This is a genomic window from Chrysosporum bergii ANA360D (assembly GCF_029891735.1).
GTDB lineage: Bacteria > Cyanobacteriota > Cyanobacteriia > Cyanobacteriales > Nostocaceae > Umezakia > Umezakia bergii.
Genome location: NZ_JANQDH010000110.1, coordinates 1 through 14,601, shown reverse-complemented (window position 1 = coordinate 14,601; position 14,601 = coordinate 1). Strand labels below are relative to the sequence as shown.

Sequence of the window (14,601 nt, the reverse complement as noted above, 5' to 3'; positions counted from 1 at the left end):
GTCTGTGAAGACACCATTCTTTGAGGTAGAGAATCAATATTGTGCGGTCTGCCCACGTGATGTTATGATCACCTTTGGGAACGAAATTCTCGAAGCAACTATGTCACGGCGGTCACGCTTCTTTGAGTATTTACCCTATCGCAAACTAGTCTATGAATATTGGCATAAAGATCCAGATATGATCTGGAATGCTGCGCCTAAACCGACTATGCAAAATGCCATGTACCGCGAAGATTTCTGGGAGTGTCCGATGGAAGATCGATTTGAGAGTATGCATGATTTTGAGTTCTGCGTCACCCAGGATGAGGTGATTTTTGACGCAGCAGACTGTAGCCGCTTTGGCCGTGATATTTTTGTGCAGGAGTCAATGACGACTAATCGTGCAGGGATTCGCTGGCTCAAACGGCATTTAGAGCCGCGTCGCTTCCGCGTGCATGATATTCACTTCCCACTAGATATTTTCCCATCCCACATTGATTGTACTTTTGTCCCCTTAGCACCTGGGGTTGTGTTAGTGAATCCAGATCGCCCCATCAAAGAGGGTGAAGAGAAACTCTTCATGGATAACGGTTGGCAATTCATCGAAGCACCCCTCCCCACTTCCACCGACGATGAGATGCCTATGTTCTGCCAGTCCAGTAAGTGGTTGGCGATGAATGTGTTAAGCATTTCCCCCAAGAAGGTCATCTGTGAAGAGCAAGAGCATCCGCTTCATGAGTTGCTAGATAAACACGGCTTTGAGGTCTATCCAATTCCCTTTCGCAATGTCTTTGAGTTTGGCGGTTCGCTCCATTGTGCCACCTGGGATATCCATCGCACGGGAACCTGTGAGGATTACTTCCCTAAACTAAACTATACGCCGGTAACTGCATCAACCAATGGCGTTTCTCGCTTCATCATTTAGTAGGTTTTATAGTTATGCAAAAGAGAGAAAGCCCACAGATACTATTTGATGGGAATGGAACACAATCTGAGTTTCCAGATAGTTGCATTCACCACTTGTTCGAGGATCAAGCCGCAAAGCGACCGGATGCGATCGCTCTCATTGACGGTGAGCAATCCCTTACCTACGGGGAACTAAATGTACGCGCTAACCACCTAGCCCAGCATCTCTTGTCCCTAGGCTGTCAACCCGATGACCTCCTCGCCATCTGCATCGAGCGTTCGGCAGAACTCTTTATTGGTTTGTTGGGTATCCTAAAAGCCGGATGTGCTTATGTGCCTTTGGATGTAGGCTATCCTGGCGATCGCATAGAGTATATGTTGCGGGACTCGGATGCGCGTATTTTACTAACCTCAACGGATGTCGCTAAGAAACTTGCCTTAACCATACCTGCATTGCAAGAGTGCCAAACCGTCTATTTAGATCAAGAGATATTTGAGTATGATTTTCATTTTTTAGCGATAGCTAAACTATTACATAACCAATACTTGAGATTATTACATTTTTATTTTTATACCTTGATTCAGCAATGCCAGGCAACTTCGGTTTCCCAAGGGATTCAGACACAGGTTCTCCCCAATAATCTCGCTTACTGCATTTACACCTCTGGCTCTACCGGAAATCCCAAAGGGATCTTGATGGAACATCGCTCACTGGTGAATATGCTTTGGTGGCATCAGCAAACGCGGCCTTCGGTTCAGGGTGTTAGGACGCTGCAATTTTGTGCAGTCAGCTTTGACTTTTCCTGCCATGAAATTTTTTCTACCCTCTGTCTTGGCGGGATATTGGTCTTGGTGCCAGAGGCAGTGCGCCAAAATCCCTTTGCATTGGCTGAGTTCATCAGTCAACAGAAAATTGAAAAATTGTTTCTTCCCGTTATAGCATTACTACAGTTGGCCGAAGCTGTAAATGGGAATAAAAGCACCTCCCTCGCGCTTTGCGAAGTTATCACTACCGGGGAGCAGATGCAGATCACACCTGCTGTCGCCAACCTCTTTCAGAAAACCGGGGCGATGTTGCATAATCACTACGGGGCAACAGAATTTCAAGATGCCACCACTCATACCCTCAAGGGCAATCCAGAGGGCTGGCCAACACTGGTGCCAGTGGGTCGTCCACTGCACAATGTTCAAGTGTATATTCTGGATGAGGCACAGCAACCTGTACCTCTTGGTGGAGAGGGTGAATTCTGTATTGGTGGTATTGGACTGGCTCGTGGCTATCACAATTTGCCTGACCTAACGAATGAAAAATTTATTCCCAATCCATTTGGGGCTAATGAGAACGCTAAAAAACTCTACCGCACAGGGGACTTGGCACGCTACCTACCCGACGGCACGATTGAGCATTTAGGACGGATAGACCACCAGGTTAAGATCCGAGGTTTCCGCGTGGAATTGGGGGAAATTGAGTCCGTGCTGGCAAGTCACCAAGCTGTGCGTGAATGTGCCGTTGTGGCACGGGAGATTGCAGGTCATACACAGTTGGTAGGGTATATCATAGCAAAGGATACACTTAATCTCAGTTTCGACAAACTTGAACCTATCCTGCGTCAATATTCGGAAGCGGTGCTGCCAGAATACATGATACCCACTCGGTTCATCAATATCAGTAATATGCCGTTGACTCCCAGTGGTAAACTTGACCGCAGGGCATTACCTGATCCCAAAGGCGATCGCCCTGCATTGTCTACCCCACTTGTCAAGCCTCGTACCCAGACAGAGAAACGTTTAGCAGAGATTTGGGGCAGTTATCTTGCTGTAGATATTGTGGGAACCCACGACAATTTCTTTGATCTAGGCGGTACGTCACTGCTATTGACTCAAGCGCACAAATTCCTGTGCGAGACCTTTAATATTAATTTGTCCGCTGTCTCACTCTTTCAATATCCCACAATTCAGACATTGGCACAATATATTGATTGCCAAGGAGACACAACCTCAAGCGATACAGCATCCAGGCACAAGAAAGTACGTAAAAAGCAGTCCGGTGACAGCAACGATATTGCCATCATCAGTGTGGCAGGTCGCTTTCCGGGTGCTGAAACGATTGAGCAGTTCTGGCATAATCTCTGTAATGGTGTTGAATCCATCACCCTTTTTAGTGATGATGAGCTAGAGCAGACTTTGCCTGAGTTATTTAATAATCCCGCTTATGTCAAAGCAGGTGCGGTGCTAGAAGGCGTTGAATTATTTGATGCTACCTTTTTTGGCTACAGCCCCAAAGAAGCTGCGGTGACAGACCCTCAGCAACGGATTTTGCTAGAGTGTGCCTGGGAAGCATTTGAACGGGCTGGCTACAACCCCGAAACCTATCCAGAACCAGTTGGTGTTTATGCTGGTTCAAGCCTGAGTACCTATCTGCTTAACAATATTGGCTCTGCTTTAGGCATAATTACCGAGCAACCCTTTATTGAAACGGATATGGAGCAGTTTCAGGCTAAAATTGGCAATGACCGGAGCTATCTTGCTACACGCATCTCTTACAAGCTGAATCTCAAGGGTCCAAGCGTCAATGTGCAGACCGCCTGCTCAACCTCGTTAGTTGCGGTTCACATGGCCTGTCAGAGTCTCATTAGTGGAGAGTGTCAAATGGCTTTAGCCGGTGGTATTTCTGTGGTTGTACCACAGAAGGGGGGCTATCTCTACGAAGAAGGCATGGTTCGTTCCCAGGATGGTCATTGTCGCGCCTTTGATGCCGAAGCCCAAGGGACTATATTTGGCAATGGCGGCGGCTTGGTTTTGCTTAAACGGTTGCAGGATGCACTGGACGATAACGACAACATTATGGCAGTCATCAAAGCCACAGCCATCAACAACGACGGTGCGCTCAAGATGGGCTACACAGCACCGAGCGTGGATGGGCAAGCTGATGTAATTAGCGAGGCGATTGCTATCGCTGACATAGATGCAAGCACCATTGGCTATGTAGAAGCTCATGGCACAGCCACCCAATTGGGTGATCCGATTGAAGTAGCAGGGTTAGCAAGGGCATTTCAGCGTAGTACGGACAGCGTCCTTGGTAAACAACAATGCGCTATTGGATCAGTTAAAACTAATATTGGCCACTTAGATGAGGCGGCAGGCATTGCCGGACTGATAAAGGCTGCTCTAGCTCTACAATATGGACAGATTCCACCGAGCTTGCACTATGCCAATCCTAATCCACGGATTGATTTTGACGCAACCCCATTTTTTGTCAACACAGAACTACGCGAATGGTCAAGGAATGGTTATCCTCGGCGGGCGGGGGTGAGTTCTTTTGGTGTGGGTGGAACTAACAGCCATATTGTGCTGGAGGAGTCGCCTGTAAAGCAACCCACATTGTTCTCTTCTTTGCCAGAACGCAGTCATCATCTGCTGACGCTTTCTGCCCATACACAAGAGGCTTTGCATGAGTTGGTGCAACGCTACATCCAACATAACGAGACACACCTTGATATTAACTTAGGCGACCTCTGTTTCACAGCCAATACGGGACGCAAGCATTTTGAGCATCGCCTAGCGGTTGTAGCCGAATCAATCCCTGGCTTACAGGCACAACTGGAAACTGCACAGACTGCGATTTCAGCACAGAAAAAAAATGCCCCGCCGACGATCGCATTCCTGTTTACAGGTCAAGGCTCACAATACATTAACATGGGGCGCACCCTCTACGATACTGAATCAACATTCCGTGCAGCCCTTGACCGATGTGAAACCATTCTCCAAAATTTAGGGATCGAGTCCATTCTCTCCGTTATTTTTGGTTCATCTGAGCATGGACTCTCATTAGATGACACAGCCTATACCCAGCCCGCACTCTTTGCCATCGAATACGCGCTCTATCAATTATGGAAGTCGTGGGGCATCCAGCCCTCAGTGGTGATAGGTCATAGTGTAGGTGAATATGTGTCCGCTTGTGTGGCGGGAGTCTTTAGCTTAGAGGATGGGTTGAAACTGATTGCAGAACGAGGACGACTGATACAGGCACTTCCTCGTGATGGGAGCATGGTTTCCGTGATGGCAAGCGAGAAGCGTATTGCAGATATCATTTTACCTTATGGGGGACAGGTAGGGATCGCCGCGATTAATGGCCCACAAAGTGTTGTAATTTCTGGGCAACAGCAAGCGATTGATGCTATTTGTGCCATCTTGGAAACTGAGGGCATCAAAAGCAAGAAGCTAAACGTCTCCCATGCCTTCCACTCGCCGCTAGTGGAAGCAATGTTAGACTCTTTCTTGCAGGTTGCACAAGAGGTCACTTACTCGCAACCTCAAATCAAGCTTATCTCTAATGTAACGGGAACATTGGCAAGCCATGAATCTTGTCCCGATGAACTTCCGATCACCACCGCAGAGTATTGGGTACGTCATGTGCGACAGCCCGTCCGGTTTGCGGCGGGAATGGAGAGCCTTGAGGGTCAAGGGGTAAACGTATTTATAGAAATCGGTCCTAAACCTGTTCTTTTAGGCATGGGACGCGACTGCTTGCCTGAACAAGAGGGACTTTGGTTGCCTAGTTTGCGCCCAAAACAGGATGATTGGCAACAGGTGTTAAGTAGTTTGCGTGATCTATACTTAGCAGGTGTAACCGTAGATTGGAGCAGTTTCGATCAGGGGTATGCTCGTCGCCGTGTGCCACTACCGACTTATCCTTGGCAGCGAGAGCGGCATTGGGTAGAGCCAATTATTCGTCAACGGCAATCAGTATTACAAGCCACAAATACCACCAAGCTAACTCGTAACGCCAGCGTGGCGCAGCATCCTCTGCTTGGTCAACGGCTGCATTTGTCGCGGACTCAAGAGATTTACTTTCAAACCTTCATCCACTCCGACTTCCCAATATGGGTTGCTGATCATAAAGTATTTGGAAATGTCATCATTCCGGGTGTCGCCTATTTTGAGATGGCACTGGCAGCAGGGAAGGCACTTAAACCAGACAGTATATTTTGGCTCGAAGATGTATCCATCGCCCAAGCACTGATTATTCCCGATGAAGGGCAAACTGTGCAAATAGTATTAAGCCCACAGGAAGAGTCAGCTTATTTTTTTGAAATCCTCTCTTTAGAAAAAGAAAACTCTTGGGTGCTTCATGCCTCTGGTAAGCTAGTCGCCCAAGAGCAAGTGCTAGAAACCGAGCCAATTGACTTGATTGCGTTACAGGCACATTGTTCCGAAGAAGTGTCAGTAGATGTGCTATATCAGGAAGAAATGGCGCGCCGGCTGGATATGGGTCCAATGATGCGTGGGGTGAAGCAGCTTTGGCGTTATCCGCTCTCCTTTGCCAAAAGTCATGATGCGATCGCACTCGCCAAGGTCAGCTTGCCAGAAATCTTGCTTCATGAGTCCAATGCCTACCAATTCCATCCTGTAATCTTGGATGCGGGGCTGCAAATGATAACGGTCTCTTATCCTGAAGCAAACCAAGGCCAGACTTATGTACCTGTTGGTATAGAGGGTCTACAAGTCTATGGTCGTCCCAGTTCAGAACTTTGGTGTCGCGCCCAATATCGGCCTCCTTTGGATACAGATCAAAGGCAGGGTATTGATTTGCTGCCAAAGAAATTGATTGCAGACTTGCATCTATTTGATACCCAGGGTCGTGTGGTTGCCATCATGTTTGGTGTGCAATCTGTCCTTGTGGGACGGGAAGCAATGTTGCGATCGCAAGATACTTGGCGAAATTGGCTTTATCAAGTCCTGTGGAAACCTCAAGCCTGTTTTGGACTTTTACCGAATTACCTGCCAACCCCAGATAAGATTCGGAAACGCCTGGAAACAAAGTTAGCGACATTGATCATCGAAGCTAATTTGGCGACTTATGCGATCGCCTATACCCAACTGGAAAGGTTAAGTCTAGCTTACGTTGTGGCGGCTTTCCGACAAATGGGCTGGCTGTTTCAACCCGGTGAGCGTTTTTCCACCGCCCAGAAGGTATCAGCGTTAGGAATCGTTGATCAACATCGGCAACTATTCGCTCGTTTGCTCGACATTCTAGCCGAAGCAGACATACTCCGCAGCGAAAACTTGATGACGATATGGGAAGTCATTTCATACCCGGAAACGATTGATATACAGGTACTTCTTGACGACCTCGAAGCCAAAGAAGCAGAAGCCGAAGTCACACTGGTTTCCCGTTGCAGTGCAAAATTGGCCGAAGTATTACAAGGAAAATGTGACCCCATACAGTTGCTCTTTCCCGCAGGGGACACAACAACGTTAAGCAAACTCTATCGTGAAGCCCCAGTTTTGGGTGTTACTAATACTCTAGTCCAAGAAGCGCTTCTTTCCGCCCTGGAGCAGTTGCCGCCGGAACGTGGTTGGCGAATTTTAGAGATTGGTGCTGGAACAGGTGGAACCACAGCCTACTTGTTACCGCATCTGCCTGGGGATCAGACAAAATATGTCTTTACCGATATTAGTGCCTTTTTTCTTGCCAAAGCGGAAGAGCGTTTTAAAGATTACCCGTTTGTACGTTATCAGGTATTAGATATCGAACAAGCACCACAGGCGCAAGGATTTGAACCCCAAATATACGATTTAATCGTAGCAGCGGATGTCTTGCATGCTACTAGTGACCTGCGTCAAACTCTTGTACATATCCGGCAATTATTAGCGCCGGGCGGGATGTTGATCCTGATGGAAGACAGCGAACCCGCACGCTGGGCTGATTTAACCTTTGGCTTAACAGAAGGCTGGTGGAAGTTTACAGACCATGACTTACGCCCCAACCATCCGCTATTGTCTCCTGAGCAGTGGCAAATCTTGTTGTCAGAAATGGGATTTAGTCAAACAACCGCCTTATGGCCAAAAATAGATAGCCCCCATAAATTGCCACGGGAGGCGGTGATTGTGGCGCGTAATGAACCAGCCATCAGAAAACCCCGAAGATGGCTGATCTTGGCTGACGAGGAGATTGGTGGACTACTAGCCAAACAGCTACGTGAAGAAGGAGAAGATTGTATACTCCTCTTGCCAGGGGAAAAGTACACAGAGAGAGATTCACAAACGTTTACAATCAATCCTGGAGATATTGAAGAGTGGCAACAGTTATTGAACCGAGTACCGAACATACAAGAAATTGTACATTGTTGGAGTATGGTTTCCACTGACTTAGATAGAGCCACTATTTTCAGTTGCAGCAGTACGCTGCATTTAGTTCAAGCATTAGCAAACTATCCAAAAAACCCTCGCTTGTCACTTGTCACCCTAGGCGCACAAGCCGTTAACGAACATCATGTTCAAAATGTAGTTGGAGCAGCCCTCTGGGGCATGGGAAAGGTAATTGCACTCGAACACCCAGAGCTACAAGTAGCACAAATGGATTTAGACCCGAATGGGAAGGTTAAGGCGCAAGTAGAAGTGCTTAGGGATGAACTTCTCGCCAGAAAAGACCCTGCATCAGCAATGTCTGTGCCTGATCTGCAAACACGACCTCATGAAAAGCAAATAGCCTTTCGTGAGCAAACACGTTATGTGGCAAGACTTTCGCCCTTAGACCGCCCCAATCCTGGAGAGAAAGGCACACAAGAGGCTCTTACCTTCCGTGATGATGGCAGCTATCTGATTGCTGGTGGTTTAGGCGGACTGGGGTTAGTGGTGGCTCGTTTTCTGGTTACAAATGGGGCTAAATACCTTGTGCTAGTCGGACGACGTGGTGCGAGGGAGGAACAGCAAGCTCAATTAAGCGAACTAGAGCAACTCGGAGCTTCCGTGAAAGTTTTACAAGCCGATATTGCTGATGCAGAACAACTAGCCCAAGCACTTTCAGCAGTAACCTACCCACCATTACGGGGTGTTATTCATGCGGCAGGTACATTGAACGATGGGATTCTACAGCAGCAAAGTTGGCAAGCCTTTAAAGAAGTGATGAATCCCAAGGTAGCAGGTGCGTGGAACCTACATATACTGACAAAAAATCAGCCTTTAGACTTCTTTGTCCTGTTCTCCTCCGCCACCTCTTTGTTAGGTAACGCTGGACAAGCCAATCACGCCGCCGCAAATGCTTTCCTTGATGGGTTAGCCTCCTATCGTCGTCACTTAGGACTACCGAGCCTCTCGATTAATTGGGGGACATGGAGCGAAGTGGGAATTGCGGCTCGACTTGAACTAGATAAGTTGTCCAGCAAACAGGGAGAGGGAACCATTACGCTAGGACAGGGCTTACAAATTCTTGAGCAGTTGCTCAAAGACGAGAATGGGGTGTATCAAGTGGGTGTCATGCCTATCAACTGGACACAATTCTTAGCAAGGCAATTGACTCCGCAGCCGTTCTTCAGCGATGCCATGAAGAGTATTGACACCTCTGTAGGTAAACTAACCTTGCAGGAGCGGGACTCTTGCCCCCAAGGTTACGGGCATAATATTCGAGAGCAATTAGAGAACGCTCCGCCCAAAGAGGGTCTGACTCTCTTGCAGGCTCATGTTCGGGAGCAGGTTTCCCAAGTTTTGGGGATAGACACGAAGACATTATTGGCAGAACAAGACGTGGGTTTCTTTACCCTGGGGATGGATTCGCTGACCTCTGTCGAGTTAAGAAACAGGTTACAAGCCAGTTTGGGCTGCTCTCTTTCTTCCACTTTGGCTTTTGACTATCCAACACAACAGGCTCTTGTGAATTATCTTGCCAATGAATTGCTGGGAACCCCTGAGCAGCTACAAGAGCCTGAATCTGATGAAGAAGATCAGATATCGTCAATGGATGACATCGTGCAGTTGCTGTCCGCGAAACTAGAGATGGAAATTTAAGCCCATGGATGAAAAACTAAGAACATACGAACGATTAATCAAGCAATCCTATCACAAGATAGAGGCTCTGGAAGCTGAAGTTAACAGGTTGAAGCAAACCCAATGTGAACCTATCGCCATCGTCGGCATGGGCTGTCGTTTTCCTGGTGCGAATAGTCCAGAAGCGTTTTGGCAGTTGTTGTGTGATGGGGTTGATGCTATTCGTGAGATACCAAAAAATCGATGGGTTGTTGATGCCTACATAGATGAAAATTTGGACCGCGCAGACAAGACATCAATGCGATTTGGCGGGTTTGTCGAGCAACTTGAGAAGTTTGATGCCCAATTCTTTGGCATATCACCGCGAGAAGCGGTTTCTCTTGACCCTCAGCAACGTTTGTTATTAGAAGTAAGTTGGGAAGCACTGGAAAATGCAGCGGTGATACCACCTTCGGCAACGGGCGTATTCGTCGGTATTAGTAACCTTGATTATCGTGAAACGCTCTTGAAGCAAGGAGCAATTGGTACTTATTTTGCTTCGGGTAATGCCCATAGCACAGCCAGTGGTCGCTTGTCTTACTTTCTCGGTCTGACAGGCCCCTGTCTCTCGATAGATACAGCTTGTTCTTCGTCGTTGGTCGCTGTACATCAGTCACTGATAAGTCTGCGTCAGCGAGAATGTGACTTAGCGTTGGTTGGGGGAGTCCATCGGCTGATAGCCCCAGAGGAAAGTGTCTCGTTAGCAAAAGCCCATATGTTATCTCCCGATGGTCGTTGCAAAGTCTTTGATGCGTCGGCAAACGGGTATGTCCGAGCCGAAGGATGTGGCATGATAGTCCTCAAACGATTATCGGACGCGCAAGCTGATGGGGATAAAATCTTGGCGTTGATTCGCGGGTCAGCCATAAATCAAGACGGTCGCACGAGTGGCTTGACCGTTCCAAATGGTCCCCAACAAGCCGACGTGATTCGCCAAGCCCTCGCCAATAGTGGCATAAGACCAGAACAAGTTAACTATGTAGAAGCTCATGGCACAGGGACTTCCCTAGGAGACCCGATTGAGGTCGGCGCGTTGGGAACGATCTTTAATCAACGCTCCCAACCTTTAATTATTGGTTCAGTTAAAACAAATATTGGGCATCTAGAAGCAGCAGCAGGGATTGCTGGACTGATTAAAGTCGTCCTTGCCATGCAGCATGGAGAAATTCCACCTAATTTACACTTTCACCAGCCCAATCCTCGCATTAACTGGGATAAATTGCCAATCAGGATCCCCACAGAACGAACAGCTTGGCCTACTGGCGATCGCATCGCAGGGATAAGTTCTTTCGGCTTTAGTGGCACTAATTCTCATGTCGTGTTAGAGGAAGCCCCAAAAATAGAGCCGTCTACTTTAGAGATTCATTCAAAGCAGTATGTTTTTACCTTATCAGCAGCGACACCTCAAGCACTACAAGAACTTACTCAGCGTTATGTAACTTATCTCACTGAACACTTACAAGAGAGTCTGGCGGATATTTGCTTTACAGCCAACACAGGGCGCAAACACTTTAGACATCGCTTTGCAGTAGTAGCAGAGTCTAAAACCCAGTTGCGCCAACAATTGGAAACGTTTGCCCAATCGGGAGAGGGGCAGGGGAAGAGGACATCTCTCTCAAAAATAGCTTTTCTCTTTACAGGTCAAGGCTCACAGTATGTGGGGATGGGGCAAGAACTTTATGAGAGCCAACCCACCTTCCGGCAAACCATTGACCGATGTGATGAGATTCTTCGTTCACTGTTGGGCAAATCAATCCTCTCAATACTCTATCCCAGCCAACAAATGGGATTGGAAACGCCATCCCAAATTGATGAAACCGCCTATACTCAACCCACTCTTTTTTCTCTTGAATATGCACTGGCGCAGTTGTGGCGCTCCTGGGGTATTGAGCCTGATGTGGTGATGGGGCATAGTGTGGGAGAATATGTGGCCGCTTGTGTGGCGGGTGTCTTTTCTTTAGAGGATGGACTCAAACTAATTGCTGAAAGAGGCCGTCTGATGCAAGAATTGCCTCCCGATGGGGCGATGGTTTCAGTTATGGCCAATAAATCGCGCATAGAGCAAGCAATTCAATCTGTCAGCCGAGAGGTTTCTATTGCGGCCATCAATGGACCTGAGAGTGTGGTTATCTCTGGTAAAAGGGAGATATTACAACAGATTACCGAACATCTGGTTGCCGAAGGCATTAAGACACGCCAACTGAAGGTCTCTCATGCCTTTCACTCACCATTGATGGAGCCAATATTAGGTCAGTTCCGCCGAGTTGCCAATACCATCACCTATCGGCCACCGCAAATTAACCTTGTCTCAAATGTCACAGGCGGACAGGTGTATAAAGAAATCGCTACTCCCGATTATTGGGTGAGACATCTGCAAGAGACTGTCCGTTTTGCGGATGGGGTTAAGGTGTTACATGAACAGAATGTCAATTTCATGCTCGAAATTGGTCCCAAACCCACACTGCTGGGCATGGTTGAGTTACAAAGTTCTGAGAATCCATTTTCTATGCCAATGATGATGCCCAGTTTGCGTCAGAATCGTAGCGACTGGCAGCAGATGTTGGAGAGCTTGAGTCAACTCTATGTTCATGGTGTTGAGATTGACTGGATCGGTTTTAATAAAGACTATGTGCGACATAAAGTTGTCCTGCCGACATACCCATGGCAGAAGGAGCGTTACTGGGTAGAATTGGATCAACAGAAGCACGCCGCTAAAAATCTACATCCTCTACTGGACAGGTGCATGAAGCTGCCTCGTCATAACGAAACAATTTTTGAGAAAGAATTTAGTCTAGAGACATTGCCCTTTCTTGCTGACTATCGCATTTATGGTTCAGTTGTGTCGCCAGGTGCAAGTTATCTATCAATGATACTAAGTATTGCCGAGTCGTATGCAAATGGTCATTTGAATGGAGGGAATAGTGCAAAGCAAACCACTTATTTACTAAAGGATGTCACATTCCCAGTACCTCTTGTGATCTCTGATGAGGCAAATTACATGGTGCAAGTTGCTTGTTCTCTCTCTTGTGCTGCGCCACACAATCGTGGCGACGAGACGCAGTTTGAATTGTTCAGTTTTGCTGAGAATGTACCTGAAAGTAGCAGTATAAATGCTGATTTTCAGACACCCATTATTCATGCAAAAGGGCAATTTAAGCTTGAAGATACAGCACCTCCTAAAGTGGAGCTAGAAGAACTACAAGCGGGTTGTCCCCAAGAAATTGATCTCAACCTTTTCTATCAAACATTCACAGACAAAGGTTTTGTTTTTGGATCTCGTTTTCGCTGGTTAGAACAAATCTGGGTGGGCGATGGAGAAGCATTGGCGCGTCTGCGACAACCGGAAAGTATTGAATCGTTTAAAGGATATGTGATTCATCCCGGTTTGTTGGATGCCTGTACACAAGTCCCATTTGCAATTTCGTCTGACGATGAAAATAGGCAATCAGAAACGACAATGCCCTTTGCGCTGAATGAATTACGTTGTTATCAGCCTGCAAACGGACAAATGTGGTGGGTTCATGCAACAGAAAAAGATAGATATACATGGGATGTTTCTCTGTTTGATGAGAGCGGGCAAGTTATTGCGGAATTTATAGGTTTAGAAGTTCGTGCTGCTATGCCCGAAGGCTTACTAAGGGCAGACTTTTGGCATAACTGGCTCTATACAGTGAATTGGCGATCGCAACCTCTACAAATCCCAGAGGTGCTGGATATTAATAAGACAGGTGCAGAAACATGGCTTCTTTTTGCACAACCAGAGGGAATAGGAGCGGACTTAGCCGAATATTTGCAGAGCCAAGGAAAGCACTGTGTTTTTGTAGTGCCTGGGAGTGAGTATACAGTGACCGAGCAACACATTGGACGCACTGGACATCTTGATGTGACGAAACTGACAAAAATTGTCACGATCAATCCTGCTTCTCCTCATGACTATAAATATTTTTTAGAAACTCTGACGGACATTAGATTACCTTGTGAACATATACTCTATTTATGGAATCGTTATGATTTAACAAATACTTCTAATCATCGGACAGAATTGACTGTACCAGATATAGTCTTAAACTTATGTACTAGTCTTACTTATTTGGTACAAGCCCTTAGCCACATGGGTTTTTCCCCGAAATTATGGCTAATTACACAAAATAGTCAAGCGGTTGGTAGTGACTTAGCGAATTTAGAAATCGAACAATCCCCATTATGGGCATTGGGTCGAAGCATCCGCGCCGAACACCCTGAATTTGATTGCCGTTGTTTAGATTTTGACACGCTCTCAAATATCGCACCACTCTTGTTGAAAGAGATGCAAGCTATAGACTATGAATCTCAAATTGCTTACCGACAAGGAACGCGCTATGTTGCACGACTAATTCGTAATCAATCAGAATGTCACGCACCGATTCAAACAGGAATCCGTCCTGATGGCAGCTATTTGATTACAGGTGGATTAGGCGGTCTAGGATTGCAGGTAGCACTCGCCCTTGCGGACGCTGGAGCAAGACACTTGATCCTCAATAGTCGCCGTGGTACGGTCTCCAAAGAAGCCCAGTTAATTATTGACCGACTACGCCAAGAGGATGTTAGGGTTGATTTGATTGCGGCAGATGTCTCTGATGCGGCAGATAGCGAACGACTCTTAGTAGAAAGTCAGCGCAAGACCTCTCTTCGAGGGATTGTCCATGTTGCGGGAGTCTTGGATGATGGCATCCTGCTCCAACAAAATCAAGAGCGTTTTGAAAAAGTGATGGCGGCTAAGGTACGCGGAGCTTGGCATCTGGACCAACAGAGCCAAACCCTCGATTTAGATTTCTTTGTTGCGTTCTCATCTGTTGCGTCGCTCATAGAAGAACCAGGACAAGCCAATTACGCCGCAGCGAATGCGTTTTTGGATTCATTAATGTATTATCG

The 14,601-nt window shown here is 47.0% G+C and carries 3 protein-coding genes; all 3 read left to right on the top strand.

All coding sequences use genetic code 11. The features are described from left to right. On the top strand, positions 1 to 904 hold a 904-nt coding region (locus NWP17_RS15980), incomplete at its 5' end, for an arginine deiminase family protein (protein ID WP_280655866.1). A 14-nt stretch (positions 905 to 918) separates the two neighbouring features. After that, complete coding sequence (locus NWP17_RS15975) at positions 919 to 9,672, top strand: type I polyketide synthase (protein WP_006276842.1); 8,754 nt, start codon at positions 919 to 921, stop codon at positions 9,670 to 9,672. A gap of 4 nt (positions 9,673 to 9,676) precedes the next feature. After that, on the top strand, positions 9,677 to 14,601 hold a 4,925-nt coding region (locus NWP17_RS15970; RefSeq protein ID WP_280655865.1), incomplete at its 3' end, for an SDR family NAD(P)-dependent oxidoreductase.

Bases quoted from the DNA above. Each gene is read 5' to 3' on its own strand.
- NWP17_RS15975 (WP_006276842.1), top strand. From the start codon at position 919: ATGCAAAAGAGAGAAAGCCCACAGATACTATTTGATGGGAATGGAACA.